The organism is Chelativorans sp. AA-79 (genome assembly GCF_029457495.1).
Classification (GTDB): Bacteria; Pseudomonadota; Alphaproteobacteria; order Rhizobiales; family Rhizobiaceae; genus Chelativorans.
Window position 1 is genome coordinate 3,410,924 of sequence record NZ_CP120361.1, and the last position, 24,394, is coordinate 3,435,317.

At 66.2% G+C, this 24,394-nt stretch carries 33 protein-coding genes; 7 read left to right on the plus strand and 26 right to left on the minus strand.

Translation table 11 applies throughout. From position 1 onward, the window contains the following. Window positions 1–59: 59 nt before the first annotated feature. The 14 genes from PVE73_RS16670 to PVE73_RS16735 form a co-directional block, all read right to left on the minus strand. A complete protein-coding gene (locus tag PVE73_RS16670; RefSeq protein ID WP_277363318.1) occupies window positions 60–614 on the minus strand; it encodes a phage tail tape measure protein in 555 nt (184 codons plus the stop codon). Then, window positions 604–786 carry a phage tail assembly chaperone gene (locus PVE73_RS16675; RefSeq protein ID WP_277363319.1) on the minus strand — a complete coding sequence of 61 codons (183 nt, stop codon included), beginning with the start codon at window positions 784–786 and terminating at the stop codon, window positions 604–606. Before PVE73_RS16675 ends, PVE73_RS16670 begins: the two co-directional genes overlap by 11 nt. Window positions 787–830: 44 nt before the next feature. Further along, on the minus strand, window positions 831–1,172 hold the full coding sequence (locus PVE73_RS16680; protein ID WP_277363320.1) for a gene transfer agent family protein: 342 nt from the start codon (window positions 1,170–1,172) through the stop codon (window positions 831–833). Beyond that, window positions 1,169–1,585 carry a phage major tail protein, TP901-1 family gene (locus tag PVE73_RS16685; RefSeq protein WP_277363321.1) on the minus strand — a complete coding sequence of 139 codons (417 nt, stop codon included), beginning with the start codon at window positions 1,583–1,585 and terminating at the stop codon, window positions 1,169–1,171. Before PVE73_RS16685 ends, PVE73_RS16680 begins: the two co-directional genes overlap by 4 nt. 48 nt (window positions 1,586–1,633) lie before the next feature. Beyond that, entirely contained in the window at window positions 1,634–2,041 is a 408-nt protein-coding gene (locus tag PVE73_RS16690) for a DUF3168 domain-containing protein (RefSeq protein ID WP_277363322.1), read from the minus strand. Continuing rightward, window positions 2,022–2,198 (minus strand): hypothetical protein, encoded by a 177-nt coding sequence (locus PVE73_RS16695; protein WP_277363323.1) that lies wholly within the window; start codon window positions 2,196–2,198, stop codon window positions 2,022–2,024. The genes PVE73_RS16690 and PVE73_RS16695 overlap by 20 nt, the downstream gene beginning before the upstream one ends. Then, on the minus strand, window positions 2,195–2,530 hold the full coding sequence (locus tag PVE73_RS16700) for a phage head closure protein (protein ID WP_277363324.1): 336 nt from the start codon (window positions 2,528–2,530) through the stop codon (window positions 2,195–2,197). Before PVE73_RS16700 ends, PVE73_RS16695 begins: the two co-directional genes overlap by 4 nt. Next, window positions 2,530–3,099, minus strand: a complete 570-nt coding sequence (locus PVE73_RS16705) for a head-tail connector protein (protein WP_277363325.1) — start codon at window positions 3,097–3,099, stop codon at window positions 2,530–2,532. The genes PVE73_RS16700 and PVE73_RS16705 overlap by 1 nt, the downstream gene beginning before the upstream one ends. A gap of 297 nt (window positions 3,100–3,396) precedes the next feature. After that, window positions 3,397–4,653, minus strand: a complete 1,257-nt coding sequence (locus PVE73_RS16710; RefSeq protein ID WP_277363326.1) for a phage major capsid protein — start codon at window positions 4,651–4,653, stop codon at window positions 3,397–3,399. Between the two features lie 3 nt (window positions 4,654–4,656). Next, window positions 4,657–5,331 carry an HK97 family phage prohead protease gene (locus tag PVE73_RS16715; protein WP_277367485.1) on the minus strand — a complete coding sequence of 225 codons (675 nt, stop codon included), beginning with the start codon at window positions 5,329–5,331 and terminating at the stop codon, window positions 4,657–4,659. Window positions 5,332–5,341: 10 nt separating this feature from the next. After that, window positions 5,342–5,674, minus strand: coding sequence for a DUF6107 family protein (locus PVE73_RS16720; RefSeq protein WP_346772372.1), 333 nt, complete (start codon window positions 5,672–5,674; stop codon window positions 5,342–5,344). Between the two features lie 98 nt (window positions 5,675–5,772). Continuing rightward, entirely contained in the window at window positions 5,773–6,945 is a 1,173-nt protein-coding gene (locus PVE73_RS16725; RefSeq protein ID WP_277363327.1) for a phage portal protein, read from the minus strand. Between the two features lie 291 nt (window positions 6,946–7,236). Continuing rightward, window positions 7,237–8,457 carry a terminase family protein gene (locus PVE73_RS16730; RefSeq protein WP_277367486.1) on the minus strand — a complete coding sequence of 407 codons (1,221 nt, stop codon included), beginning with the start codon at window positions 8,455–8,457 and terminating at the stop codon, window positions 7,237–7,239. 4 nt (window positions 8,458–8,461) lie between these two features. Then, window positions 8,462–8,953 (minus strand): hypothetical protein, encoded by a 492-nt coding sequence (locus PVE73_RS16735; RefSeq protein WP_277363328.1) that lies wholly within the window; start codon window positions 8,951–8,953, stop codon window positions 8,462–8,464. Window positions 8,954–9,297: 344 nt separating this feature from the next. Between PVE73_RS16735 and PVE73_RS16740 the strand changes: the two genes are divergently transcribed. The 4 genes from PVE73_RS16740 (at window position 9,298) to PVE73_RS16755 (ending at window position 13,970) form a co-directional block, all read left to right on the plus strand. Next, a complete protein-coding gene (locus PVE73_RS16740) occupies window positions 9,298–11,442 on the plus strand; it encodes a penicillin-binding protein 1A (RefSeq protein WP_277367487.1) in 2,145 nt (714 codons plus the stop codon). Window positions 11,443–11,527: 85 nt separating this feature from the next. After that, entirely contained in the window at window positions 11,528–12,112 is a 585-nt protein-coding gene (locus PVE73_RS16745) for a DUF1214 domain-containing protein (protein ID WP_277363329.1), read from the plus strand. Beyond that, a complete protein-coding gene (locus PVE73_RS16750; protein ID WP_277363330.1) occupies window positions 12,105–12,662 on the plus strand; it encodes a DUF1254 domain-containing protein in 558 nt (185 codons plus the stop codon). The genes PVE73_RS16745 and PVE73_RS16750 overlap by 8 nt, the downstream gene beginning before the upstream one ends. 435 nt (window positions 12,663–13,097) lie before the next feature. Continuing rightward, window positions 13,098–13,970: a hypothetical protein gene (locus tag PVE73_RS16755; RefSeq protein WP_277363331.1), complete on the plus strand. Its 873-nt coding sequence runs from the start codon at window positions 13,098–13,100 to the stop codon at window positions 13,968–13,970. On the opposite strand, the gene PVE73_RS16760 is transcribed toward PVE73_RS16755, so the two are convergent. Genes PVE73_RS16760 through PVE73_RS16770 form a run of 3 tightly spaced genes read right to left on the minus strand, consistent with a single transcriptional unit; the run spans window position 13,960 to window position 16,937 of the window. Beyond that, window positions 13,960–14,304 carry a DUF1491 family protein gene (locus tag PVE73_RS16760; RefSeq protein ID WP_277363332.1) on the minus strand — a complete coding sequence of 115 codons (345 nt, stop codon included), beginning with the start codon at window positions 14,302–14,304 and terminating at the stop codon, window positions 13,960–13,962. The two genes, PVE73_RS16755 and PVE73_RS16760, sit on opposite strands and share 11 nt — an antisense overlap. Window positions 14,305–14,347: 43 nt before the next feature. Next, entirely contained in the window at window positions 14,348–15,166 is an 819-nt protein-coding gene (locus tag PVE73_RS16765; RefSeq protein ID WP_277363333.1) for a peptidoglycan-binding protein, read from the minus strand. Continuing rightward, window positions 15,141–16,937 carry a PAS domain-containing sensor histidine kinase gene (locus tag PVE73_RS16770; RefSeq protein WP_277363334.1) on the minus strand — a complete coding sequence of 599 codons (1,797 nt, stop codon included), beginning with the start codon at window positions 16,935–16,937 and terminating at the stop codon, window positions 15,141–15,143. Before PVE73_RS16770 ends, PVE73_RS16765 begins: the two co-directional genes overlap by 26 nt. Window positions 16,938–17,355: 418 nt before the next feature. Between PVE73_RS16770 and PVE73_RS16775 the strand changes: the two genes are divergently transcribed. Both PVE73_RS16775 and PVE73_RS16780 read left to right on the plus strand, forming a co-directional pair. Then, window positions 17,356–17,694: a DUF5330 domain-containing protein gene (locus PVE73_RS16775; protein ID WP_277363335.1), complete on the plus strand. Its 339-nt coding sequence runs from the start codon at window positions 17,356–17,358 to the stop codon at window positions 17,692–17,694. A gap of 63 nt (window positions 17,695–17,757) precedes the next feature. Then, the gene (locus PVE73_RS16780) at window positions 17,758–18,183 is read left to right on the plus strand and encodes a SufE family protein (RefSeq protein ID WP_277367488.1); all 426 of its coding nucleotides are present in this window, start codon (window positions 17,758–17,760) and stop codon (window positions 18,181–18,183) included. Window positions 18,184–18,203: 20 nt separating this feature from the next. Here PVE73_RS16780 and PVE73_RS16785 read toward each other — a convergent pair whose 3' ends face one another. After that, entirely contained in the window at window positions 18,204–19,010 is an 807-nt protein-coding gene (locus tag PVE73_RS16785) for a DUF6456 domain-containing protein (RefSeq protein ID WP_277363336.1), read from the minus strand. Between the two features lie 8 nt (window positions 19,011–19,018). Continuing rightward, window positions 19,019–19,390, minus strand: a complete 372-nt coding sequence (locus tag PVE73_RS16790) for a helix-turn-helix domain-containing protein (protein ID WP_277363337.1) — start codon at window positions 19,388–19,390, stop codon at window positions 19,019–19,021. Window positions 19,391–19,670: 280 nt separating this feature from the next. On the opposite strand from PVE73_RS16790, the gene PVE73_RS16795 reads away from it, so the two are divergent. Then, window positions 19,671–20,009 carry a cytoplasmic protein gene (locus tag PVE73_RS16795; RefSeq protein ID WP_277367489.1) on the plus strand — a complete coding sequence of 113 codons (339 nt, stop codon included), beginning with the start codon at window positions 19,671–19,673 and terminating at the stop codon, window positions 20,007–20,009. Between the two features lie 39 nt (window positions 20,010–20,048). Here the strand turns inward: PVE73_RS16795 and PVE73_RS16800 are convergent, their stop codons facing one another. The 7 genes from PVE73_RS16800 to PVE73_RS16830 form a co-directional block, all read right to left on the minus strand. Continuing rightward, window positions 20,049–20,474: a MucR family transcriptional regulator gene (locus tag PVE73_RS16800; RefSeq protein WP_277367490.1), complete on the minus strand. Its 426-nt coding sequence runs from the start codon at window positions 20,472–20,474 to the stop codon at window positions 20,049–20,051. 381 nt (window positions 20,475–20,855) lie between these two features. Beyond that, window positions 20,856–21,224, minus strand: a complete 369-nt coding sequence (mnhG, locus tag PVE73_RS16805; RefSeq protein WP_277363338.1) for a monovalent cation/H(+) antiporter subunit G — start codon at window positions 21,222–21,224, stop codon at window positions 20,856–20,858. Beyond that, complete coding sequence (locus PVE73_RS16810) at window positions 21,221–21,556, minus strand: cation:proton antiporter (protein ID WP_277363339.1); 336 nt, start codon at window positions 21,554–21,556, stop codon at window positions 21,221–21,223. Before PVE73_RS16810 ends, mnhG begins: the two co-directional genes overlap by 4 nt. Further along, window positions 21,553–22,026 (minus strand): Na+/H+ antiporter subunit E, encoded by a 474-nt coding sequence (locus PVE73_RS16815; RefSeq protein ID WP_277363340.1) that lies wholly within the window; start codon window positions 22,024–22,026, stop codon window positions 21,553–21,555. Before PVE73_RS16815 ends, PVE73_RS16810 begins: the two co-directional genes overlap by 4 nt. Further along, complete coding sequence (locus tag PVE73_RS16820) at window positions 22,023–23,582, minus strand: Na+/H+ antiporter subunit D (protein WP_277363341.1); 1,560 nt, start codon at window positions 23,580–23,582, stop codon at window positions 22,023–22,025. The genes PVE73_RS16815 and PVE73_RS16820 overlap by 4 nt, the downstream gene beginning before the upstream one ends. A 1-nt stretch (window position 23,583) precedes the next feature. Then, entirely contained in the window at window positions 23,584–23,961 is a 378-nt protein-coding gene (locus PVE73_RS16825) for a Na+/H+ antiporter subunit C (RefSeq protein ID WP_277363342.1), read from the minus strand. Further along, complete coding sequence (locus PVE73_RS16830; RefSeq protein ID WP_277363343.1) at window positions 23,961–24,380, minus strand: Na+/H+ antiporter subunit B; 420 nt, start codon at window positions 24,378–24,380, stop codon at window positions 23,961–23,963. Before PVE73_RS16830 ends, PVE73_RS16825 begins: the two co-directional genes overlap by 1 nt. Between the last annotated feature and the right edge of the window lie 14 nt (window positions 24,381–24,394).

Consider the following 24,394-nt stretch of genomic DNA (forward strand, 5'->3'; position numbering starts at 1 on the left):
ACCCGAGGATCCATGCCTGAACGTCGCCGCCTCGCCTGCGCTGGTAGACGGTCACCGATCTACAGCGTCCGCGTCCCGCGCGAGACGGCACGCGCCAGCATGCCCGAGATCTGCGCCTCGGACTTGCGGAAGGAAGCGGCATCCGGCGTCGTCACGTTGAAGACGATCTGCGCTCCGCCACCTCCCCCACCCGCAGCGACGCCCAACCGTCCATCGGAAGTCCTTTGCAGCGGCAGGATCGCCTCCGCGCCCGCCTCGCCCATCAGGCCGATGTTCCTTCCAGCGGGAAAATAGGTGGGGGCCGAGACGATACCGCCGCTCGCGAACGGCACGACTCCACCCTTCGCGAAAGGCAGGATGCTTCCGAGCAGCCCCGAAAACAGCGAGCCCGCAATTCCCTGCAGCGGTTTCAGCCCCTGCTCCAGCGCCATGCCCGCCAGGTTGAGCCCGATCCTGCGCAGCACGTCGTCAAGCGATTTCCCGCTTGTCGCCGCGCTCTTCAGCGCGCCCGTAAGCTGCGTCCCGAATGTTTCCGAAAGCGTCGCCAGGTTCTCCAGCGCAGCCTCGAACGGTGCCGTGTCGGCGACGATCGGCACCCTCACCTCATCTGCCATCGGTTTTCTCCGGATTGTCGGGGAAAAGGCGCATGAGCCGGTGAAGCTCGTCGCGCCCCGGCGCACTCCCGCGCCTCAGCCCCAGCGCCTGAAGCGCTGCATTGAACTCGATGGGCGTCATGGCCCAGAACGCAGCGGGGGCGAGCCGCAGCAGGCCGAAGGCGGCGCCCATCACCTCCTCCCAAGGGAAAGGCGCCCTCGGCCCCGCTGCGGCTTCTAAGGGCGCGTCGCCGTCTCCCCTCCCGCCTCGGCCCCGAAGGTCACGGCCAGAAGCTCGGCCACGAGCCGGGCGAAGCCTGCCGCCCCACCCTCGCAATGCATGTCGCGCACCTCGTTCTCGCTCACTTCGTGCCCGCCGCCCCTCAGGCCGGCGGCGATAATGGCGCTCATGTCGCGGGCGGAGAGCCTGCCCGTTCCAAATCTTTCGACAAGCTGGTTCAGGTTTTCCGCCGCAAAGGCCGCCTCCAGCTCGGCCAGCGCACCCAGCGTCAGGCAGAGCCGGTAATCGCGCCCGTCCAGCCTAGCGGCCATCTCGCCGCGCCGGCGGTTCACGCTCATGGCGCCACCTCGAAGCTCACCGGACCCGCCGATTCCAGCGCGATCTCGAACGTCACCTCCCCGTCGTGATTGCCCGCATATTCGAGCGAGGTGACCTGGAACGGCCCCGCCACCACGCCGAAATCGGGAATCGCGAACTGCCACGCCGCGATCTCGCCGGCAAAGAAGCGGGCGCGCACCGCCATGTCAGACTGCGCATCCTTGAAGATGCCGGAACCACCGATGGAAGCCCGCTGCACGCCGCTGCCGGCAAGCAGCTCGCGCCAGCGCCCGGCCGAATCCGCATCCGTCACGTCTACCGTCTCGCTGTTGAAGGCGAGGCGCTTGGTCCGCAGCCCCGCCACCGTGATGAAACTCCCAAGCCCGTCCTCGTCGAGCTTCAGGAGCAGGTCCTTGCCCTTCTTCGCGACCATGATGGTCTCCCTTTGGTGTGAATTGTGTTCGCACGGGAAGCACGGGCGCTACGGCAGTTCCACCACAGCCCTGAACCGCATGCTGCCGTCGAACACCGCGAGATCCTCGTCGAATCGGATGTCGGAAAACTCCAGCCGCAGGTTGACGAGATCGTGCCCCGAAAGCGCCAGATCCTTCTCGTGCAGCGCCGCGCGCACGCGCTCCATCAGCGCCAGCGCCTCCCGCCGCCCCTTCTGCTTCGACCAGACATGCAGCGTGAACAGATGCTCGCTGCCTTCCTCCGTCCCCGTGCTCCAGTCATAGGTGCTGGTGCGGCCGAAGGTGATGTAAGGAAAATTCAGATTGGCGGGCGTCACATCATGGAACTTCGCACCGCCAAGGGCCGTCACAAGCGCGCTGTCCGCCTTCAGCGCGGCGAACACCGCCTCCTGCAGGTCAAGTGTCGCCGCCGTCATCCTCGTCTCCTCTGCGCATCCCGGCGCGGCGTTCGGGCCGTCTGCCTGCTTCGTCCCGCGGGTGCCCGCCGCTCTCCACCGCATCCGCGAGCTCGTGCGCCTTCACGCGCATGGCCCGCACCAGCCCGTCGAGCGTCAACTGCATGCTGAGCTTCATCGCCCCTCCTCGCGCACGAGGCAGGCGAGATACCGGCCCGTCCCGTCCGCGTCCTCGACCGTCACGATCTCCAAAGCCCGCCCTTCCTTCAGGAATCGCATGCCGCTTCGCACATCCGCCCGGTGCCGGAGCATCACGCGGTGCGTCGCAGTCTCCAGGAACTGCGCCACGCCGAAGCGGCTTTCCGCCCGCAGAGGCACGACCTCGGCGAAGACACGCGCCACCTCGCCCCAATTTTCGGTATGCCCGCCGGCGCCGTCTTCCACCACTGCCGCCGCTTGAAGCACGAGCTCCGTCCGCAGGCGGCCGGGATCGATCACGAGCCTCTTCATCAGAGCCTCGGCGTCTGCCAGGCGGCAATCAGCCGGCGGTATTCGTCGGGAAAGGAAACGGGCTGGCTCTCGGTGCCGTAGACGCCGCGGAACTCGTACCAGTGGGTGACCAGCATCAGCATCGCCCGTTTGAGCAGGTCCGGCACGTCCGTCCCCGCCTCGCCGAAGCCGGCGGAAAAATCGATCTCGATGCCGTTGAGTTTCAGCCCCGGCATAGGCTTCCTCGCCAGGAACAGCCGCGCCGGCGCCGAGATCCCGTCGAGCTGGTAGTGCTCGGGAGAAAGCACCGAGCCGGCCCCCTCCGCGTCGAAAACCGTGATCGAAAGGATCTCGCGCACCGGCGTGCGCCGCAGATGCACCACGTCGTCGCATGGCCAGCCGTCGAGCAGAAGCCGCCAGGACTGGTTGATCAGGGCCGTGCCGGTCGCCCGTTCCACCTCCTGGCGCGCGGCGGCGATCAGTCCGCGGATCAACGCGTCCTCGCTGTCATGGCCGACGCGCATATGCTCTTTCGCCTCGCCGAGCGAGATCGGGTCGACCGCGGGATCGGCCGTTCGGAACAGCGTCATGAACGCCTCTCTTCATGTGTTGATTCAAGGGAAAGGATCGGGGGCGAGGCATGCGGCCGCGCCCCCTCTCATGCAAATTCCAAGGACTTAGCCTTCGCCTAAGCCCAGGAATTTGCTTTCTCCCCCGCAAAGGGGGAGATAGACGCTTGCGCCGCCGTCTCCGCTAATCGCCAACGCGGAAGATGCGCAGCAAGGCCGATGCCGGCGATATCTCCCCCCTTGCGGGGGAGAAAGCGATTTCAACATCTTAGCCGAAGGCCAAGTGTTGGAAATCGCAAGAGAGGGGGTTTGCCTCCCCTACCCCGCCGAGAACTTCAAAAGCTTGATCGCCTCGAAGTTCTGGATGCCGCCGCCCACGCGCTTGGTCGTGTAGAACAGCACGTAGGGTTTGGCCGAATACGGGTCGCGCAACACGCGAACGCCCGTGCGGTCCACCACCAGGTATCCGCGCGCGAAGTCGCCGAAGGCGATCGGGATCGTGCCCGAGCCGATATCCGGCATGTCCTCGGCCTCGACCACGGGGAAGCCCATCAGCATGGCGCGGCTGCCGGGTGCTGCCGGCGGCTGCCACAGATAATTGCCGTCGCCGTCCTTGAGCTTGCGCAGTGCCGCCTGCGTCTTGCGGTTCATCACCCAGTCGGCGTTCTGGCGGTAGCCCGCCTTCAGCATGTAGACGAGGTCCACCAGCACGTCGGCGGGGGCTTCCACCGGCAGGGCGCCGTCCGTGCCGGTCGCCACATAGCCGACATTGCCCCAGCTCCAGGTGAGGTCGTTCACCTGCGGATAGTCGAGGAAGCCGCGCGGCTTGTTCACGCCGTCGCCGCCAACGAAGGCCGCACCCTCCTGCTCGGCGAAGGCAGTCTCGATCTCGCCGGCGATCCAGGCGTCGAGATCGACGACGCTGTCCTCCAGAAGCGCCTGTGTCGCCGCCGGCATGGCGTAGAGCTCCGCCGTCGGGAAGGAAAGCTCGTCGAGCATGCTCGACGCCGTCTCCGGCCGCGCCGCCGTCTCGCCCACCCAGCCCGTCGCCGGGCCGCTCACCGCGAAGGGCTTCTTCAAGACCGCGGTCGAGACCTGGCGCACCGAGGCGATGGAGCGGATCGGCGAAATCGCTGCCAGCCGCTTGCCGATCTCGGCCTCCGTCTCCTCCGGCACGAGATAGCCGCCGTCCTGGCTTGAGCCGTAGGACATCGCCTTCTCCTCCAGCGCCCGAAGCTGCCGGTCGTCGCCACTGCGAATATAGCCCTCGAAGGCCTGCTTGTGCTCCAGATGCGCGAGCGAGCCCATTCCCTCACGTCCCAGGGCAGGACGCCCCTTCTTCAGCACCAGCCGGTCGAGCGCCTTTTTCTGCTCGTCGAGCGCGGCCGAGATGCGCTCCACCTTTTCCGTCGTCAGCGGATCGGCCGAGCGGCGCTCGATCTTCTTCAGCCGTTCGTCATTCGCCTCCTTGAAGGCCTCGAAGGAAGTCATGAACTCCGCGAATGCGCCGGCGAGTTCGTCACCTGCCCCGGCCGATTTCACTTCCAGGACGCCTCTGTTCCTTGCGTCGGTCATCGTTCAATCCCGTTGTTGCAGAAGTTTCGTTGCCCGGCGGATCGTCGCCGCCAGGCGTTCCGGTGTTCCCGGCGCGGCGTCCCGCTCGCGCAGGAGGTGAGCGAAGCCTCGTGCAATCACCGTCTTGGCCTCGCTTCGCGTCAGCCCCGCATCCCGCGTGAGCCAGCGCTCGAATTCCCTTGGGCTCGGCAGGTCGCCCCGCCCCTTCACCGTCTCCACGCGCGCCTCCGGCAGCATGGGGAAGGTCACGACCGAGATCTCCCAGAGATCGGCCTTCTTGATGCGGCGGATGCCCGTGCGCGGCTCGCTCACCGCTTGCTGACTGCGGAAGCCGATGGAGAGCCCGTCGAGCGCGCCGTCCCGCATCAATTCCAACACCTCGCGCGCCCGGCCCACGCCGGTGGCCAGCTTGCCGCGCACGAAGAGCCCGCGCTCGTCCTCGCGGATCTCCCGCCAGGCGCCGATCGGCTGGTTCGGATCGTGCTGGAACAGCATGCGGATCCCGCCCGCCCCCCGTTTGGTGATCGACTCGGAGAAGGCGCCCCGCTCCACCAGGTCACGGCCGAGATCCACCCGGCCGAACAGGCTCGCATAGCCGGAGAAGGTCCCGTCCGCCTCCACCTGCTCCACGTCGAGGCTCGAATATTTCCGCTCGTCCGGTCCGCCGGCGATCTTCATCCTCATCCGTTCAATCCCTCGCTGCTTCCTGCTGACCGCGCCCCGCATTGCCGAGCAGGCGCATGACGAAGCCGATCGCGCTCCAGGCGCACAGGCTCGCGGCGGCCGAACCCATGAGCACGAGTTCGCCCGGCGCCAGCCTCCCGGCGATGCCGAGCTCCGTCGCGATCTTCAGCCCCGCCGTGCCGCCGAAGACGAGGCCGCACACCACGCCCACCGCGAAGCGGATCGCCGCTTCGCGCCGCCCCGGCGGCAGGATGTAAGCAAGGGAGATCGCGGAACCCGCGACCGCGCCGATCATCTTGACGGCCCACAGCCAGGCCGCTTCGCCCAGTCCGGTCATTGGTGGATCCTTCCTGTTCATCTCTCCACTGACCCCGCCATCGATCTTTTCTTTCCGGCGCCGTACCCGCGCCTTGTTCTCCCGCCCGACATGCGCTCTCACCCGCCATGGGAGCCGTACCCCACGGCCTCGCGCTTCTCGTCGTCGGTGAGGAAGCTGGCGTCGTTCACCCGCGCCCACAGCGCTTCGCGCTCTGCCGCGAGCCCCTCCACCTGGTCGGCGTCGAGCCACAGCCGCACGTCCCCGCCGAAGCGCGGGGCCAGGAACCCTCCGAGTTCCTTGGCGATGCGGCCGACCAGCGGCAGCACCGTCAGCCGGTAGAATGCCCGGTTCGCCTCCTGGTAGTTGGCATAGGTGTTGTCGCCGGGGATGCCGAGCAGCATGGGCGGCACGCCGAGCGCCAGCGCGATATCGCGCGCCGCCCCGTTCCGCGCCTCCATGAAATCCATATCCCTCGGGCTGAGGCTCATCACCTTCCAGTCGAGCCCGCCTTCGAGAAGCAGCGGCCGTCCGGCCTTCGCCGCGCCCGCATAGCCCTGCTCCAGTTCCGCCTTCAGCCGGTCGAACTGCTCGTCGGAAAGGTTCCCGCCCTCCTTCGGCGCATAAACCAGCGCGCCGGATGGCCGCGCCGAATTGTCGAGCAGCGCCTTGGTCCAGCGCGCCGCCGCGTTGTGGATGTCCAGCGCCATGAGTGCTGCGGCAAGCGGCGCGAAGCCGTAATGGTCGTCGAGCGGGTGGAAGAGGGTCAGATGCACCCCTGTCCCGTCCTCCTCCAGCGAGACGCGCCGCTTCACGCTGCCCGCCCGGTGCTCCAGCGCCACGGGCCATCCATTCGCATCCGGCACCACCGTCACGCGATCGGGCCTCAAGAGGTGCATCTCGCGCGCCCCCGCCCCCGCCTCCACCAGCTCGACATAAGCGTTGCCGGACAGCAGGAGATGCCCGTAGAGCACCTCCATGAAGCCCGGCCCCGCCTGCCGGTGGTTGGGCCGCGCCAGGAGGTCGAGCAGCGGATGCTCGGAAAGCTCCTCTTCTCCCGCATAAAGGAGCCAGGGCACGGAACCCGCCGCCTCGGCGATCATGCGCACCGCGCGATGCGCAACCGGATTGCGCATGAAGCCTTCGCGGGAAAGCGAGACATAGTCGCGCCGCGTCCAGAGCGGCTCGCCCTGCGCATGCAGCGCCACGAAACCGTATCCGCCCGCCTGCTTCCGTTCGACAGACGCGTTCCCGCCTCCCGGACGCCGTGCCCAGGGCCATGTCCAAGCCATATGGAGTTTCCTGATTGTTGGGAAAAATCTGAGGGCATTCAGCGCTCGAAGCCCCCCTCTCTTGCAAATTCCAAGGACTTGGCTTGGCCAAGCCCAGGAATTTTCTTTCTCCCCCGCCAAGGGGAGATAGACGCCGGCACCAGCCTTGCCGCCAATCGCCAACGTCAAGGAATGCGGAGGCGCTTGTACGCGCCTATCTCCCCCTCACTTGCGATTTCAACATCTTAGCCGGAGCGAAGCGGAGGCTAAGTGTTAGAAATCGCAAGTGAGGGGTTCGCCGCCTGCAGCCCATCAGGCGAAATCCCGTATCCGCGGCTCCGCCGCCCGCCCCAGCATCAGTTCGGTCACCGCCCACACCAGCGCGTCCACCCGGTCCGGCGATCTCCCGCCCGACAGCCCGTCCGTGCCGAAGTCGCACATCTCGTCCTCCAAATCCGGGAAGCGCTGCGCGTGGCGCACCCGGCCCTGCGCATAGAGTGCGGCCACCGGTTCGGCCCGCACCCATTTGCCGCGGCTCGCCCGCACCGGCTTCACCGGTGCCATGGCGTCCACCGCGCCGAGCACGCTGCCCACCATGTCGCCGCCCTGGTTCACCTCGGCCACGATCGCATCGGCCTCGAAGCGGCGGTAGAGCGCCACCGCCCGCGCGGCCCATTCCTGCGGCTTCGCTGCCCGCATCGTGCCATCGTGCAGCACCCAGCCGATGCCGTTCTCGTCGAGCCCTGCCACCACCATGCCGCAGGCATCCGAGGTCCGGCGGCTCGTCGCCGGCGGGTCCACCGCCACGACGGTGCGCCGCATCGCCCTCGCCTCGCCCCAGCCGCGCGCGGCCTCCAGCTCGGCCCGGTTCCACAGCGCGTCCTCGCGGTCCTCGATCAGTTCGCCGTCGAGTTCCTGCCGGCCGAGCCTCGTGCCCGCATAATTGCGCTCCACAGCGCGCAGGAAAGCGGCTGCGAGATGCGCGGTGTTTTCCACGGTGCGCATCCGCGTCACCGTCACGTCCGGGCTCGCCACCAGCCGCCGGATCAGCGGCACCGGCTTCGGTGTGGTGGTGAGGAGCTGCATCGGCCGCTGCCCGAGCCTCAGCCCGAACTGCAGCATGTCGAAGCAGGCTTCCGCGTTCTTCCACTTCGCCACCTCGTCGCACCAGGCGGCCTCGAACTGCGGCCCGCGCAGGCTGTCGGGGTCCTCCGAGGAGAACACCTGCGCAACCGCGCCGTTGTCCCAGACGAGCCTCCGCCGGCTCGGCTCGTAGCGCGGCGGGCCGTCGCGCGAGATGGAAAGGATCCCGGACGACCCCTCGATCATCACCTCGCGCACGTCGCCCAGCGTCTCGCCCACGAGCGCGATGCGCCCGTAGCGGTGCTCGGCGAACGGCGGAAGCTTCCGCACCAGCGCATTCACCCATTCCGCGCCGAGCCGCGTCTTGCCGGAGCCGCGCCCGCCCATCACCAGCCAGGCGTCCCTCAGCCGCGCCCCGACCGGATATTGCGGCAGGCGCGCGGAGCCCACCCACTCAGAAAGAATCCGCTGCGCCGCCTCCCCCGTCAGCTTCCCCGCCGCCCATGCTTGCTGCGAGCGCACAAGCGAGCTCCACGATGCGGGCATCGATGAGGGAGAGTGCGGCGGCCAGGTCTGCATCGCTTCTGTTCTGCCTTTCTGCGGCGCGTTCGGGCAGGCGGGTCATCTCGCCCAGTTTCTCGACCATCTTCAGCATGGCCGCGAGCGCATCGATGCGGTGCTTGTCGTAGCTGCCTGCGGCGCGGCCCTCCGCGCTCGCGGCCTCCAGGTCGCCCACCAGCCGGTCCGAAAGCGTGACCAGCCGTTTCTCAAGCGCCTCCGGGTCCACGTCGAAGGCGGGTTCCTTCCACCCCTCCTCGCGGGCGACCCGCACCAGAAAGGCCTCCGTGCGCCCGCCGGCGCGCGCCAGCAAGTCGAGTGTCGCCGGCGCACCTTCGAAAAGCGCGCGCATCGCCGTCCGCTGGGCGGCTGCCGAACCGTATCGCATGGTGTCCTCCAGGAAATCGGCACAAAAAAAGCGCCGGGCCATGCGGCGCGACGCTCGTCGATTGCGATGCCGGGGCGGGTCCGCCTCCCAGGCTCCTTCCCTTCAAGCCCGGCCGCCAGACCCACTTTTCCGACGATGCCTGAACCCTACCAAACCACCGTCACGGTGTCAAGGACTAAATTCCTATACCCGACACGGAAAGTTCATGCTTCGTGATTTAACCTGAATCAACCCTTCCGCGACGGAATGTGTTAAGTTGAGGCGGGGTAGGCTCGCGCATACCTTGCCGTTGCGCCGTTGTGCGGCAAATAAAAATGATGGGAAAGACGCCGGGCGGCCTCGTCATGGAAGAGAAGCGTAAACCGAGTAAAGGGAAGGCGCCGAGGGCCACGATATTCCTCGACATCGACGCGTGGATCGATTCCACCCTCTATGAGGCACGTTTCAAGGCGTCCGAGCTCTGGGAAGATCTCACGATCTTCTTCCGCCGCTTCCGGGTCTACGGCGGCAAGCGCGCGGCCGCCGAATTCTTCAGCGAAGGCCTCACCATGCTTGCCGCCGGCGCGGTGGTGATGCTGGCGCTCGCCACCCCCTCCTTTCAGGAGACGGCGGGCGACTGGCGCGCGCAGGACGATTACGCCGTCACCTTCCTCGACCGATACGGCAACGAGATCGGCCAGCGCGGCATCCGGCAGCGCGATTCGGTGCCGGTGGACGAGATGCCCGATCATGTCATCAAGGCCGTTCTGGCCACGGAGGACCGGCGCTTTTTCGAGCATTTCGGCATCGATTTCGTCGGCCTCTTCCGGGCGCTCGCCGAAAACATGCGCGCCAACTCGGTCGTCCAGGGCGGCTCCACGATCACGCAGCAGCTCGCCAAGAACCTGTTCCTCTCCAACGAGCGGACCGTCGAGCGCAAGATCAAGGAGGCCTTTCTCGCCCTCTGGCTCGAGACGAACCTTTCGAAGAAGGAGATCCTTCAGCTCTATCTCGATCGCGCCTATCTCGGCGGCGGCTCGTTCGGCATCGCGGCGGCGGCGGATTTCTACTTCAACAAGCAGGTGAAGGACCTCACGCTGGCGGAAGCGGCCATGATCGCCGGCCTTTTCAAGGCACCGTCGCGCTATGCGCCGCATATCAACCTGCCGGCGGCGCGCGCCCGCGCCAACGAGGTGCTCACCAATCTCATCCAGTCGGGCTTCCTGACGGAAGGCCAGGTCCTGTCCGCCCGCCTCAATCCCGCCAGCGCCGTCGACCGGGGCGAGCGCGAGGCGCCTGATTATTTCCTCGACTGGGCCTTCGAGGAGGTGAAGAAGATCGTGCCCAAGGGCGCCACACACTCGCTCGTCGCGCGCACCACCCTCGATCTCGACCTGCAGAAGGCGGTCGAGGAATCGCTCGAGTTCCACCTGCGCCAATACGGCAAGGACTACGACGTCGAGGAAGGCGCGATCGTGCTCATGGGTACGGACGGCGCCGTACGCGCGCTCGTCGGCGGGCGCGACTACGGCCAGAGCCAGTTCAACCGCGCCACGCGGGCGGCCCGCCAGCCCGGCTCCTCCTTCAAGCCCTATGTCTATGCCGCCGCCATGGAGGCCGGGCTGACGCCGCAAACCGTCGTTTCCGATGCCCCGATCTCCTGGGGCAACTGGTCGCCGCAGAACTACGGCCGCAGCTTCGCGGGCCGCGTCGACCTCGCCACCGCGCTCGCCCGCTCCTACAATACCGTTCCCGTGCGGCTTGCGCGCGATTATCTCGGCATCGACGTCATCCAGAAGCTGGTGAAGGACATGGGTGTGGAAACCCCGCTCAACGGCCACAAGACCATGGTGCTCGGCACCTCGGGCATGACCGTCATGGACCAGGTGACGGGCTACAGCGTCTTCGCCAATGGCGGCTATGTCGGAACACGGCACGGCATCCTGCAATTGCGCAGCCATTCCGGCAAGGTGATCTACGATTTCCGCAGCGATGCGCCGCCGCCCCGCCGCGTGCTCTCCGAACAGGCCGTGTCCTCCATGAACAGCATGCTCGTCCAGGTGCCCGAGCGCGGCACCGGGCGCCGCGCGGCGCTTCCCAATATCCGCTCCGCCGGAAAAACGGGCACCACCCAGTCCTATCGCGATGCCTGGTATGTGGGCTTCACCGGCGACTACGTCGCCGCCGTCTGGCTGGGCAATGACGACTACCGCCCCACCCACGACATGACCGGCGGCACCCTGCCCGCCATGGTCTGGCAGCGCTTCATGGCCTATGCGCATCAGAATATCGAGCTCAAGCCCATTCCCGGCATCGAGAACCCGCTGCCGGCCGAAGACGGTGAAGCCGTCGCCGCGGCCCAGCCGGAGGCCGGTGAAGGCGGCCTGCGCCTGCCGGCACCGAGCATGCCGCTCGCCACGCGCAACCTGCTCTATGGCATGCTCGGGCTTTTCCGGGAGGCGCCGGCGCTCGAGCCGGCCAGGGATCCCGAAACCCTATCCGCCCTTTGAGCGCACCGCATGCCGGTTTGTCCCGCAAAGTTGCGTCTGCCGTTATCTTTGCCTATTCGATAGAGCCTTTCCGAAACGGATTTCGATGCTGAAGACGCCTTTGCTCACCCTGCTCGTGCTCGTGATTGCGATCGGTGGCGGCGCGGGCAGCCTCTCCGCGTTCCTCGAAACCGCCTCGCCCGTGGGGGCGGTCGGCGCCGGTCCATGGACGGCCTTCCCGGACGCCGGAACGCCACAGGCGGACCCCTATTCGCGCGCGCGCTTCGCCCGCGAAGGCGGCATTCCGCTCGGACGCTCGGAGGGCATCGTCTTCACCGCCGTGCGGGATTCGGCGGGCCAGGCGCTGAGCCGCGATTGCACCTACCGCGTCCAGGGGCCGGTGCCCGGCGCGCGCCTGTGGACGCTTCATGCAACCGACGCCACAGGCAAGCCCCTCCCGCCTCTCGGGCGCCGGATCTCCGCGCTCCATTCACAGATGATCCTGCGGCGGCCGGATCAGCCCCTCACCATCACCGTCTCCCCTCACCCGGAGCCGGACAACTGGCTCGCCGTCACCGGAGCGGGCGCGATGCATCTGGTCCTCACCCTGCTCGACACCCCCGTGTCGGCCGGCCTGCAGCTTACCGAACTCGCGCTTCCTCAGATCGTCCGGGTGGGCTGCGATGCTTAAGCTCGTCTATGCCGTCCTGCTCGGCCTCGTCGGTGCCGCGATCGTGCATCTGGTGGTGTTGTTCATGCTGCCGGCCTATTCGGAGCGGGATATCTGGTCGCGCCTTTCGGCCGTTGCCGCACCCTATGCCGTCGTGCAGCTTGACTCCGACGCGCTGGGGGAACCCGCGGCGACGCAGAACCCGTTCCTCGTCGCAACGGCCTGCCGCTTCGACCTCGGTGACGGCCCCGTCCATGTCCGGTCGTCCGGGGCTGTGCCCTTCTGGTCGCTTTCGATCTACGACGACAACGGCCTCAACGTCTTCAGCGTCAGCGACCGGGCGGGGAGCGGCAGCGCGCTCGATTTCGTCGCGCTCAACTCCGCGCAGATGCAACAGGTGCGCAGCGGCGTTCCCGACGAGCTTGGCCGGTCCGTCTTCGTCGAAACCAGCGCGGAGAAAGGGATCGTGCTCGTGCGGGTCTTCCTGCCCGACGACACCTGGCGGGGCGTCGTCGATGCCTTCCTCGGCGATCTCAGCTGCCGGCCCGTCGCTCTGGATGAGAGCCTTTAGCTCGAACTGTTCTGCCGGAGGTCCTGCGGCGATGCGGTTGCGGGGGCCCGTCCGTCCTCGCCGTCGCGTCTTTCGTATCGCACACCGGTGAACATGATGATCACCGCACTGTCGGCCGGAGGCCGATCGCCGGTCCTCCGCACCGCGCGCTGCGGGAAGGGTAGGATAGTCGCCATCTCTCGGATTCCTGCTTAATGCCGGACTCGATACGCGGACGCCCCAGCCGGGATCAACGCAGGTTATGGTTAACAGTTCCTTAGCGCCACGCGCCTGTGGTGAACATTATCCTTAATTTTGCGGTTAATGGCTCGCTAACGCATTGCAGCTACCCTGCACTGGATGGGGGTTCGCCGCGGGGGATGCGGCGGCTTCGCTATGACTTCCAGATCCCGGGCGTGTAGTTGCGTGTCAGTCGCGGATTTCAGGCATATTGCGTTGGAACGGGGGCCGCGTCCTAGCGAGCACGTCTTCCGTGCCGCCGTTTCCGCGTTCTCGTCCCTGTCACACCCGACGCGCCAGGAGGCCGCGCAGCTCGACGACCTCGCTCTCGGCCTGCTCGAGTCCGTTCCGCCCGAAACGCGCCGCTTCGCCGCCGCCGCGCTGCGCGACTGCGATCCCGCGCCCCGCCTCCTCGTCCGCCGCCTCGCCGAGGAGCCGGTGGAGATCGCGGCCCCCCTCCTCGTCCACTCGCGGGCATTCAACGATGTCGACCTCATCGCCCTGATCGCCCATCACGGCGTTCCGCATGCGCGCGCCATCGCCCGGCGCAACGGCCTCAACCCGGTCGTGGCCGCCCTGATCCGCGCCTTGCTGGCCCGTGCCGAGCCGGAGGGGCCTGCGCCCATAACCGACGCTTCCCCGACAGAAGAGCCGAGCGCGCTCGAGGCCGTACGCGACCAGCTCCGCACGCTCATGGGCGACGGGCCCGGCAAGGGCGCCGGGACGCCGGTGCCCGCTTCTCCCTACCTTCCGCTGCGGGATGCCGCACTGTCGGGGGATACACGGCGCTTCACCGAGGAGCTCGCCAGCGCCCTCGGGCTTCGCACCTCTCGCGCCCGCGGCCTCGTCGACGGTGCCACCTATTCCGACCTGCTTCTGGCGCTGAGGGCGCTCGCGCTTTCCCCCGAACAGGCGCTGCTGCTGACGCTGGCGGCCTATCCGGCCCAGGTCACGAGTCCTGCCGCGATCCGCCTGTTCTGCGTGCGGTATGATGCGCTGGCGATCGAAGTCGCCCGCGAGAAGATCCTCGACTGGCAGGAGGAGGACGGCGAGGACGAGGTCCGCCGCTCGACAGTGCCTACGGGCTGATCAGTTCCAGGTAGCCGGAAAGATCCGCCGCGGTTTCGATCTCCACCACCCAGACGTCGGGATCGAAGCGCATCTCGCGCCCAAGCCGCGTCTCGACCTCGTCTTCGTCCGTGGTGGCCAGGACCAGCTGAAACTGACGGTCGCTCGGCTTGGCCTCGTCATAGCTCGTCTGCGGTGCCGGAGCATAGAGCTCCAGTTCACCCAGCCTCGTGCGCCGGATGATGAAGACGGCTCCCGCTCCGCCGGCACCGCGCCTTCGGACGGCCGCAAAACCTCCATCCGAAAAAATGCGCTTGACCAGCGCGGAAACCCAGAAGTCGCTGGTGAGGCGCATTTTCCGACTCCTGCAGGCGACCCGCGCCCGGAACGGGCGGCGGTCAGTTGATCAGTCCGATTTCCTTCATCTTGGTGACCAGCACGGCGTCCGGCTCCCCGGTGACGGGAAGCCCGAACAGCGACTGGAACTCGCGGATGGCCTGCTCTGTCCGCGCGCCCATCATGCCGTCGATCTCGATGCCATCATTGCCGAACGCCTTCAAGCCCGCCTGGATCCTGCGGATCGTCGCATCGCCCGCCTCGGCGGAAGCGGTCTGCACGCCATGATCAGTGCCCGGCTCGGCCGGCGCCGGGGCCGACTGCCCGCCGCTGCCCAATCCGAGCTGGTTAAGAAGGGCGGCATCGATCTGATGACCCTCATCGAGGCCGACGACGCGGCGGTAGGTTTCGATCGCCGCATTGGTCTGCGGCCCCGCCATTCCGTCGATCGGTCCGCGGTAGAGGCCCAGGTCGCTCAGCACGTCCTGCACCGAGCGGACGGTCTCGTCGCCATCGGCCTGGACGGGCACGGAGCCGGTCGAACCGGGGTCGGCTTCCTCGCCCGCGCCTGCATCGGGCAACGGATCGACCTGACGGACGTCCCGCGGCGCCGCGCGGGGATGCGGATGTTCCGGCGCGGCATCGGGCAATGCCCTGGGACCGAGCTCCCGGGTCGACAGGAAAGCGTTCGGATGCACCTGCGGCTGATAGAACACCGCGTTGGCCGAAACGAATGCGAGGGAAACCAGGAACGCCGTCGTGCCGCCGACGGCGACAGGATTGCGGGCGGTCGCGCTTGCAACGCCGGATATCCCGGCCCGCAGCCAGCCCGCCCGCTTGTTTTGCCGCTTTGCGTCAGGCCGTTTTGCGTAACGTGTCATCGTACCACCCGCCGTTCCAGTTCGCTCCACCGTGCACGATGCCGGTCTCTTCCGTCCCGTGCTCCGCGTCAACCGGCCCCGCCGGCAAAGAGATATGGACCTGCGTGCCCGTGCCGGGAGCGCTTTCGATGCTCATGCCGCCCCCCTGCAATCTGACCAGCCCTTTCACCAGGGCGAGGCCCAGCCCCGTCCCCTGGCATTTGCGCGTGTAATCGTTCCGGACCTGCATGAAGGGCGTGCCCACATGTTCCAGATCCTCGGCGGAGATGCCGATACCCGTATCGCTGACCGTGAATTCGAGTCGGTCGCCGCTGCGCCTGGCCGTCAGCTTCACCTCGCCCGCCGGCGTGAACTTCACGGCGTTGGAGAGCAGGTTGATGAGAACCTGCTGGACCGCCCTGCGGTCGCCGTGCACCGCTCCGATATCCTTGGCGATCTCGGCCTTCAGGCGTAGCGGCTTCGCCTCGGCCTGCTGTGCGGCCATCGCCACGCAGAAGCGGGCGGCATCCTCGAATGAGAAGCTCTCGGCCTGCAGCCCGTAGGCGCCGGATTCGACCTTCGAGACGTCCAGGATGGCGTTCACCACCGAGAGGAGATGATTGCCGGCCTCGCGGATCATCTCCACATATTCGCGCTGCCGGTCATTGGCGAACTTGCCGAACATCTCGTTGGCCAGGATATCCGAGAAGCCGACGATCGCGTTGAGCGGCGTGCGCAGCTCATGGCTGACGGAGGCGAGGATCTGGTCTTTCGAATGCATGGCGAGTTCCGCCATGCGCCGCGTCTCGGCCAGGGTCTGCTCGAGCGCGGCCGTGTCGGCATCCTGGCGCAGGAGAGCGATCACGCGTCCTTCGCCCGCCTCGCCCATGAGGTCGCAGGTGAAATTCCGGTAGAGGGCCTGGGCCGGCAGGCCGGGCTTCTTCGCCGGCACGCGCACCCGCATGCCCACCAGGCGCGCGCCCGCGCCTTCCCTGATATCGGTGAGCGCGGAAAGCCAGGCGATCCGATCGGCCACATGGATACGGTCGAAAAGCCCCGTGCCCATCAGCATTTCCGGGGCGACCCCCAACAGAGCCTCCACCTTGGACGAAGCATAGGTCACGTCGCCGGAAGCCTGCAGGCGCAGGACCGCCGTGCCGACCATCTCCTCCAGGGCGGGGCTTGGCGGTTCGCTGGCCACTTCCTGCGAAGCGGGAGCGGCAAAATGCAAACGCGCCAGAAGGGTCGTCGCATAGACGAGCGGGACCAGCCATTGCCAGGCCGAGGGCGCAACCGTGCCCGCGGCAAAGGCGGCGGGAATGCCGGCGCCGATGGCCACCGCACCGGCGGCGGCAGCGAGACCGAAGGCGACCGCGCGCCGCGTCCGGCCGATCCAGCCGGCTTCGATCGCAATCGCCGCGGAGAGAACGGCCAATGGGGAGGCAGGGCCGCCCGCGGCGGCCAGAAGCGCTCCCAGCGCCAGCGGTGCCAGCAGCAGTGCCAACGGCTCCATGAGCTGCCGCTTTGCCGTGGCGATCAATGCAAGGGGCACCAGGAGGCCGAGCCCGAAGACCAGTGCGACGGCGACCAGCGACCCGGCCATCCCGACCTGCCGCACGGCGATTTCGGCCGTCGCCAGTGCCGCCAGCACCGGCGCGGCCAGCAGCACCTGAACGAGCCGCAGCTGCCTCTCCCGCTCCTCGCCGGCGGCGACGGAGGGATGCAGCAGGCGCTCGCAGGCGTCCTTCAACCGAAGGGGCAGGTCTGCTTTCTGGGACGCTCTCGTGTTCAACTCGACGCGCTCTATTCTTGTCCGCTTGTCGGGGCTCTCGTTCTTGGCCGACCCTCGCACCCACCGTTTAAGGAATGGATAAACGCCTGCCCGGCAGGGGGCTCATCGGCGCCTGTATGCGGGTTTTCCGCAGCCTCGATTACGGTCATGGTTAACAAACGGTCGCCGGATCCAGGCTTCTCCGGGAGCGGGAAAACAACCGTCGGCGAGAGCCTTGGCGCTGTTTTTTCCAGCATTTTCAATCGGATGAATGGTTAGGGTGCCGTTGCTGTAATCCCACGGTGTTGAAGAAAACTTGATTCGAAGGCTTTCACTCCGGCTTTCTTTGCGTGTTCGCCGAAAATTTTAGGCAAATTTGAAGGGCTTCCATGGCTTTGAAGGCGGGTACCGAGTGGAACTTTCGAGGACACGAGGAAAAATGGGGCTGCTTGTTCGTTCCGTCGCAGGATTGTCGCTCCTGTTCCTGGTTCTGCCGATCGACCTGAGCGGCGAAACGGCAAAGGAAGGAGAGGCCCGTCCGCCGCAGGCGCTTTCCGCAGCCCGCGATACGCCCGCCGGCCTCACCTCCATCTGCGAGCGCCGGCCCGACATATGCGCGACGGCGACGGTGGTGTTCGCCGCGATTGCCGCTCAAGCCAGGGAGGGCGTGCGGCTTGCCCAGTCCTTGATCGAGGAGGCGGCGCACGATGCCGAGCCTGCCCACATCCTCCCCCGCGAACCCGTTCCCGCCGAGAAAGGCGTTCCGGCCGCGCGGTGATCCCGGGCGGCCAAATCGGGATTTCCCCGTGACGCAGCGGACCCGAGCCACTATATGCGGGCCATGATCACGAGCATCGATACCATTCGGGACGACTTCGCCTTCCTGGACGACTGGGAGGAGCGCTACCGCTACATCATCGAGCTCGGCAGCGACCTGCCGGCCTATCCCGATACCGCCCGCGACGATCAGCACAAGGTGCGCGGTTGCGTGAGCCAGGTCTGGCTCCTGACGCGGATCGGCGAAGGGCCGGATCCGGTGATCACCTTCCAGGGTGATTCGGACGCGCACATCGTGCGCGGGCTGGTCGCCATCATGCTCGCGCTCTTCAGCGGCAGGCGGGCAAGCGAGATCCTCGAAACCGATGCGGAGCAGACGATGCGCGCGCTCGGCCTCGACGAGCATCTGACGCCGCAGCGCGCAAACGGGCTGCGCGCCATGATCCAGCGCATGAAGGAGGAAGCAGGTGCGGCGATGAGCGCGGCCTGATCCGGGCCGCGCCGTTCGGGTCAGCGCAGCGACGGCCGGTACCCTTCCGCACCCCAGTGGAGGATCGTGCGGCGCCGGGCGCGGGGCTGCGGCTCGTAGTGGCGGCAGAGCGCTCCGAGCGCCGCCTTCAGCACCACTTTCGCCGAACGCGCCGGCCATGCGCGCTCCATCTCCACCTTCTCGAGCCCTTTCAGGAAACAGCAGACATCGATGAGGACGCCGGCCAGTTCCGGCCCCACCGCAGTAAGTGCGTCGTCCACCCGCCGGCGCGCCGCGAGCGCGGCGTCCGTAAGATCCGCGATACCGTTCTCGCTGCTGCCGCGCTGTCCGCTCGCCACCGCCTCGCTCCAGTTCGCGCCCAGACGAGGCATGATCTGACCGCGCGTATAATCGGCGCGCAGCCTCTCGCCCGCCCTGAACTCGCCCTCCTCCAGGAAGGGCTGGCCGCCGCGCACGCGCCGCCGGGCAAGCTGGGCGAGTGGAGATTCCGCCAGATTCGCCGGCACAACCTGCTCGCCGCCTTCCATGGCGACCATGCGGGTGCCGAGCTCCAGGTGCTGGGCACGGAAGGGCTCCTGCGGATGCCGGTCGCGCATCGCGAGGGCACGGCCCTCTTGCGAAAGCGAGAGCAACCCGCCGGCTTCGGCGACGAGGCCCTCCCGCGCCAGGGCCGACAGCGCGCCCAGGCTCGCCGAGATCGTGCCCCGCTCGCCGCCATCGAGCAGAACCGTGCCGCGGCCGGCAGCGGGGCGCGCATGCGCGGCGCCGGCCGACAGGAAGCGAACCACCCGCAGCTTCTGGCGCGCGGTATCCCCGATATCGTTCATGGGCCGCTTCATCGCATCACCTCCGTGTGGCGGAACGCCGCCACGGTCACGCGCTCGGTCAAGTGGATGATCCTGTCGAAATCCTCGTCGTCGCGCATGTCCTCGACGAAATGGCAGGCGTGCTGAACCGTCTTGCGGTCGCGTCCGAAGCCGCGGCCGATCTCGGCCATCTTCAGGCGCAGCACCACATGGGCGATATACATCCCGATCTGCCGCACCCGGGTCACGCTGATCGAACTCCGCCCCGGGCGCCGCAATTCCTTCCCACTGACGTTGAAGAGGGCCGCCACGATGTCCATCACGCATTCGCAGATGTCGGTCACCCTCTCCTCGCTGACGGGGCTCAACCTGGGCAGCAGCAGGCCGACCGGCGCTGCCACGCACGCTCTCCCCTCTCTCCTTTCGTTCTTGTCCTGCAACTGGCTTGCGGCGTTGGATCGCACGGAATGCCCCCTTCTTGATCGAGGAATATTTTCCTTATATCCCGCGTCGGCACGTAGGGGAACAAAAAGAGAACAAATATTCCCGATGGCTGAACCCAACCAGCTGTTCAAAAAGGCTTTTTTGTTTTCCGAGAGATTTTTTTCGCCGAATTTTCTCCCCACCTGCCGCGCCAGGCCCAGACTGTGGCGACCAATCAAAGGGAGACCATGCATGGGCATGTTGGAACAAGAGGTGCACGCCTTCCGCCGGGAGAAGGCGCAGCAGGTTTCGGAAGCGCGGCAGTGCGCCGCCTTCTTTCTCATCTCCGGGATCGATCTGAGCGCCGCGCTGGCGACGACGGGCAAGGAGCGGACGGCGCTCCTCGCCCGCCTCGGCAGGCTCATCGAGCGCGAGCGCCTCAAGGGGGCGCGTCGTCACTGGAGCTATGACCTCAACCGGCACATCGCGCTCAAGCAGGCTTACGACCGCCTCAGACCGGCGCGTGAGGAGGAGAGGATAAGGCCGCGCCCCATGCGACGGCGGTGGAGAGCAAGGCAAAAAGAAAGCGGCGCCTGACGGCGCCGCTGCTTTTCTCTCGAAAGAGATGTCTTTGCGTTATTTGGCTTTGCGCTTGCGCCCGAGACCCATCTTCTTGGCGAGTTGCGAGCGGGCGACCGCATAGCTCGGAGCGACCATGGGATAGCTCGGATCGAGACCCCACTTCTCCCGGTACTGCTCCGGCGTCAGGCCATAATGTGTCATGAGATGTCGCTTGAGCGACTTGAACTTCTTGCCGTCTTCCAGGCAGACGATGTACTCGTCGTGCACCGAGCGCTTCGGATTTACTGCCGGCTTCTGCTTTTCGGTCGCAACCTGCTCGGTGGTGCGCGTAACCCTCCCCAAGGCCGCGTGCACGTCCGCAATCAGATTTGAGAGTTCAGAAACCGGAACCGGATTGTTACTGACATAAGCAGCGACAACATCGGCCGTCAGTTCCATAAGCACATCATCATTCTTTGTAGTCAGATCATCCATTTCCATATCTTGCCCCAGCGTAATGTTGCCCCCACCTGCGTCCTTGTACATTCCTCTTCCCCTTGAAACCGATCTCATTAATCTAACCGGCACGATTGTCCAGTGGGGACAGGGGTATCCACCACCCGATATAACGCGTCAACTCACAATTTTTTTCATGCACTTTTGTATTTTACAGCCGCTATACTTGTTTCGATTTGCAATGAAGCTGGGAACCAGCCATCGGGCCGACGCACCTTGGAAATAGTGCCGGCTAGTAATGATTTCAATAGCCAAAGTGCCGCAGCAGCCCGTCTGGCGGAAATTCGCGAGTGTCGAAATACAGAATACGATACAGGCGAATTACGTCCTAAGTATGGAAGGATGTTTCAACTCGCAAAGAACTGCTCAAGATATTTCGTCCGGCCGCTCAACGTCCGAAACCTTCTCCGTGGCCATGTCGTCATGTACTGAGCCGCTCCAGAGCCGATATCCTGCCGCATAGGCTGCCTTGGCCAGAAGATGTGCGGAGATCGGCGCTGTAAGAAGAAGAAAGACAATCGCCGCCAGCGCCCGCGATGCCGTCGCATGGTCCTCCGTATAGACGGCGAGCGCAATTAGCATGGCGCCCGAGCCCAGGGTTCCCGTCTTCGACGCCGCGTGCATGCGGGTGTAGAGATCGGGCAGGCGCAGGAGTCCGATCGACGCCGCGAAGGCGAAGAAGGCGCCGATGAGGATCAGCGTGCCCACCAAAAGGTTCTGGAAAAGCTCGATCACTCGCGCTCCTCCCCGTAAAGCCCGAGCGGATCGGGCGAGGTGAACTCCTCCTCATAGCGGCGGCTCATCACGAATCGCGCGAAGGCCACCGTCGCGAGGAAGCCGACGAGACCAAGCGCGATGGCGATGTCGAGATAAAGCGTATAGCCCGTCCGGATGCCGATCACGGCGATGAAGCCGATCGCGATCGTCACCAGCATGTCGAGCCCCACCACGCGGTCGGGCAGAGCCGGCCCGCGCAGCACGCGCAGGACGGCGAGCAGGAATGAAAAACTGAGGATGCCGAGCGCGGCAAGCTCTGCGAAGGCCAGATAGGTCTCACCCGTTATCATCGAAATGCCTCCATGATCCTGCGCTCGAAGCCCTGGGCGATGTCCCTGCGCAAAAGCGCCACGTCGGAGCAGTCGAGGGCGTGGACGTAAAGGGTCTTGCGGTCTTCGGAAACGTCGACCGACAGCGTGCCGGGCGTCAACGTGATCAGGTTGGCAAGCAGCGTGATCTCGAAATCCCGATCCACGGTGAGCGGATAGGAGAAGATGCCGGGCTTCAGTTCCATGCGCGGCGAGAGCACGAGCTTGGCCACCCGCGACGCCGAAAGCACCAGTTCGTAGAGGAAGAGCAGCGCTAGGGCAGTAAGCTTGACACCGCGCCGGAAATAGCCGAGCGAGCCCACCTGTTCACGGATGAGGTAGAGCGCACCGGCGCCGAGCAGGAAACCGAAGACGATGTTGGCCGGGGCGAAGGAGCCGGTCACCGCCGTCCAGACGAGCGCCAGCAGGATGTTGATGAGATAGAGCCTCATGGTAGCGCCCCCTCGGGAAACACCGTGCCGATATAGGACGAGGCGTCGAGGATGCCTCCGGCCGCGCGCTCGGCGATGTCGATCACCGGCTGGGGGTAGAGGCCCATGAACAGCACCGGCACGGTCAGGATGGCGAGGGTCAGGTAGCCATGGAACGGTGAGGCCGTCTCGAGAAGAGCTTGATCATCCCTCTGCCGCCAGATGGCCAGGATGAAGACCCGGCCGAGCGCCAGCGTCGTCAGGAAGCCGGTGGCGAGAATGGCGAAGGCAAGCCATCCCTGGCCGGCATCGAGCGAAGCCCTCACCAGCATCACCTTCGGCCAGAGGCCGGAGGCGGGCGGCAGGCCCGCCGACGCGAGGATGAGGACGAGGGCGAAGGCGGCGATCAGCGGATGGCGCGCATAGAGGCCGGAAAGCGTGTGCAGCGAGTAGCTGCCCCCCAACCCGTTCATGATGCCCGCAAGCAGGTAGAGGGCGGCCATCACGATCATGGAATGGAACGCGTAGAACACGGTCCCGGCGAGCCCCTCCCCGGTTCCGAGCGCAAGCCCTGCCAACATGATCCCGACGCTGGAGATCACCACGAACCCCAGCACCCGGCGCAAATCCGTCTGCGACAGCGCGCCCATGATGCCGACGATCATCGTGGCGGCGGCCACCCAGGCGATCACGCCCGAAAGAAGCGCGCGTTCCGGCGGGAAGAGCATCACGAGCACGCGCAGCAGCGCGTAGACGCCGACCTTGGTCAGAACGCCGCCGAACAGCGCAGCCGTGACGATGCGAGGTGTATGGTAGGAGGCGGGCAGCCAGAAATTGACGGGAAAGGCCGCCGCCTTCATGGCGAAGGCGAGCAGGAAGAATACGGAGAGCGTGGTGAGCGGGGCGGCCTCCCGAACGCTGTCGGCCTTGCGCGCGATATCGGCCATGTTGAGCGTTCCGAACGCACCGTAGAGAAGCGCCGTGGCAGTCAGGAAGAAGGTGGTGCCCACCAGATTGAGGATGGCGTATTTCGTGGCACCATCGAGCTGGCGATGCTCCGACCCGAGCACCAGAAGCCCGAAGGAGGAGATAAGGAAGACCTCGAACCAGACATAGAGATTGAAGATGTCGCCGGTCAGGAACGAGCCGCCCACCCCCGCCATCATGAGCAGGAGAAAGGGATAGAAGCCGTAGCGGCGCCCGATCATGCCGATGTCGGCCGTGGAATAGAATGCGCAGACCAGCGCGACCAGCGTTGCGACGAGGGCAAGGGAGGCGCCCAGAATGTCGGCGGCGAACGAAATGCCGAAGGGCGGCAGCCAGCGCCCCATGGTCATGACCGCCGGCCCGTGGTCGAGGATGTGCGACAGCAAGAGCACGTTGCCTGCCAGGGTGGCGATCAGCCCGGCGATCGCGATGCCGGCCTGCAGCCTGGTCTCATGCCGGAAGATCAGAAGCACCGCGCCGAAGACGAGCGGAATCGCCACGGGCGCGATGACCAGCCAGTCGGCCGGGCTGGTCGGCGCCAGGACCATGGCGCCTGAAAGATCCACCGTTTCGTGTGCTTGGACCGCCATCTCAATACCCCAGGGGTGGAAGCTCTTCGCCTTCGGGCTCGGCCACGCGCAGGCCGTCCGTATCGTCGGTGCCGAGCTCCTGGTAGGTGCGGAAAGCGAGAACGAGCAGGAAGGCGAAGAAGGAGAAGGAGATGACGATCGCCGTCAGGATCAGCGCCTGCGGCAGCGGATTGGCGGTAACGCCCGCGGGAACGTCCAAGTCGACGGGAATGATGGGCGGGACTTCCCGCACCACGCGCCCGGAGGTGAAGATGGTGAGGTTCACGGCGTTGCCGAAGATGGATACGCCGAGCAGGATGCGGATGATGTGCCTCGACAGCATCAGATAGATCGCGACGGCGAAGAAGATGCCGACGGTCACGGCCAGGATCGCTTCCATCAGGCGTGCTCCCTCTCTTCCAGCGCGAGCGCGATCGATGTGATCGAGCCGACGACAACCAGATAGACGCCGATGTCGAAGAACAGCACGGTCGAGATGTCGACCGCTTGGCCAAGCAGGTAGATTTCCGTCCACACCCCCGTCAGGAAAGGCACGCCCGCGAACAGCGAGACGATGCCGGAACAGGCCGAGACGAGCAGGCCGAAGGCCGAGATGGACATTGGATGGAAATAGAGCGCACGTCGCACCGGGGAGACCCCGCAGGCGATGCCGTATATGGCGAAGGCGGAGGCCGCGATCAGCCCGCCGATGAAGCCGCCGCCCGGCTCGTTATGACCGCGCAGGAGCACGAAGATGGAGAAGAGCACCATCAGGCTCGCCAGATAAGGCGCGGTGGTGCGGAAGATCAGCGTACGCATGATGACGGACACCG

What these genes read in the sequence shown, in the direction of transcription:
- PVE73_RS16670 (WP_277363318.1), bottom strand. Translation starts at nt 614, where the DNA reads ATGGCAGATGAGGTGAGGGTGCCGATCGTCGCCGACACGGCACCGTTC.
- PVE73_RS16675 (WP_277363319.1), bottom strand. Translation starts at nt 786, where the DNA reads ATGGGCGCCGCCTTCGGCCTGCTGCGGCTCGCCCCCGCTGCGTTCTGG.
- PVE73_RS16680 (WP_277363320.1), bottom strand. Translation starts at nt 1,172, where the DNA reads ATGAGCGTGAACCGCCGGCGCGGCGAGATGGCCGCTAGGCTGGACGGG.
- PVE73_RS16685 (WP_277363321.1), bottom strand. Translation starts at nt 1,585, where the DNA reads ATGGTCGCGAAGAAGGGCAAGGACCTGCTCCTGAAGCTCGACGAGGAC.
- PVE73_RS16690 (WP_277363322.1), bottom strand. Translation starts at nt 2,041, where the DNA reads ATGACGGCGGCGACACTTGACCTGCAGGAGGCGGTGTTCGCCGCGCTG.
- PVE73_RS16695 (WP_277363323.1), bottom strand. Translation starts at nt 2,198, where the DNA reads ATGAAGCTCAGCATGCAGTTGACGCTCGACGGGCTGGTGCGGGCCATG.
- PVE73_RS16700 (WP_277363324.1), bottom strand. Translation starts at nt 2,530, where the DNA reads ATGAAGAGGCTCGTGATCGATCCCGGCCGCCTGCGGACGGAGCTCGTG.
- PVE73_RS16705 (WP_277363325.1), bottom strand. Translation starts at nt 3,099, where the DNA reads ATGACGCTGTTCCGAACGGCCGATCCCGCGGTCGACCCGATCTCGCTC.
- PVE73_RS16710 (WP_277363326.1), bottom strand. Translation starts at nt 4,653, where the DNA reads ATGACCGACGCAAGGAACAGAGGCGTCCTGGAAGTGAAATCGGCCGGG.
- PVE73_RS16715 (WP_277367485.1), bottom strand. Translation starts at nt 5,331, where the DNA reads ATGAAGATCGCCGGCGGACCGGACGAGCGGAAATATTCGAGCCTCGAC.
- PVE73_RS16720 (WP_346772372.1), bottom strand. Translation starts at nt 5,674, where the DNA reads ATGACCGGACTGGGCGAAGCGGCCTGGCTGTGGGCCGTCAAGATGATC.
- PVE73_RS16725 (WP_277363327.1), bottom strand. Translation starts at nt 6,945, where the DNA reads ATGGCTTGGACATGGCCCTGGGCACGGCGTCCGGGAGGCGGGAACGCG.
- PVE73_RS16735 (WP_277363328.1), bottom strand. Translation starts at nt 8,953, where the DNA reads ATGCGATACGGTTCGGCAGCCGCCCAGCGGACGGCGATGCGCGCGCTT.
- PVE73_RS16740 (WP_277367487.1), top strand. Translation starts at nt 9,298, where the DNA reads ATGGAAGAGAAGCGTAAACCGAGTAAAGGGAAGGCGCCGAGGGCCACG.
- PVE73_RS16745 (WP_277363329.1), top strand. Translation starts at nt 11,528, where the DNA reads ATGCTGAAGACGCCTTTGCTCACCCTGCTCGTGCTCGTGATTGCGATC.
- PVE73_RS16750 (WP_277363330.1), top strand. Translation starts at nt 12,105, where the DNA reads ATGCTTAAGCTCGTCTATGCCGTCCTGCTCGGCCTCGTCGGTGCCGCG.
- PVE73_RS16760 (WP_277363332.1), bottom strand. Translation starts at nt 14,304, where the DNA reads ATGCGCCTCACCAGCGACTTCTGGGTTTCCGCGCTGGTCAAGCGCATT.
- PVE73_RS16765 (WP_277363333.1), bottom strand. Translation starts at nt 15,166, where the DNA reads ATGACACGTTACGCAAAACGGCCTGACGCAAAGCGGCAAAACAAGCGG.
- PVE73_RS16775 (WP_277363335.1), top strand. Translation starts at nt 17,356, where the DNA reads ATGGGGCTGCTTGTTCGTTCCGTCGCAGGATTGTCGCTCCTGTTCCTG.
- PVE73_RS16780 (WP_277367488.1), top strand. Translation starts at nt 17,758, where the DNA reads ATGATCACGAGCATCGATACCATTCGGGACGACTTCGCCTTCCTGGAC.
- PVE73_RS16785 (WP_277363336.1), bottom strand. Translation starts at nt 19,010, where the DNA reads ATGAACGATATCGGGGATACCGCGCGCCAGAAGCTGCGGGTGGTTCGC.
- PVE73_RS16795 (WP_277367489.1), top strand. Translation starts at nt 19,671, where the DNA reads ATGTTGGAACAAGAGGTGCACGCCTTCCGCCGGGAGAAGGCGCAGCAG.
- PVE73_RS16800 (WP_277367490.1), bottom strand. Translation starts at nt 20,474, where the DNA reads ATGGAAATGGATGATCTGACTACAAAGAATGATGATGTGCTTATGGAA.
- PVE73_RS16810 (WP_277363339.1), bottom strand. Translation starts at nt 21,556, where the DNA reads ATGATAACGGGTGAGACCTATCTGGCCTTCGCAGAGCTTGCCGCGCTC.
- PVE73_RS16815 (WP_277363340.1), bottom strand. Translation starts at nt 22,026, where the DNA reads ATGAGGCTCTATCTCATCAACATCCTGCTGGCGCTCGTCTGGACGGCG.
- PVE73_RS16820 (WP_277363341.1), bottom strand. Translation starts at nt 23,582, where the DNA reads ATGGCGGTCCAAGCACACGAAACGGTGGATCTTTCAGGCGCCATGGTC.
- PVE73_RS16825 (WP_277363342.1), bottom strand. Translation starts at nt 23,961, where the DNA reads ATGGAAGCGATCCTGGCCGTGACCGTCGGCATCTTCTTCGCCGTCGCG.
- PVE73_RS16830 (WP_277363343.1), bottom strand. Translation starts at nt 24,380, where the DNA reads ATGCGTACGCTGATCTTCCGCACCACCGCGCCTTATCTGGCGAGCCTG.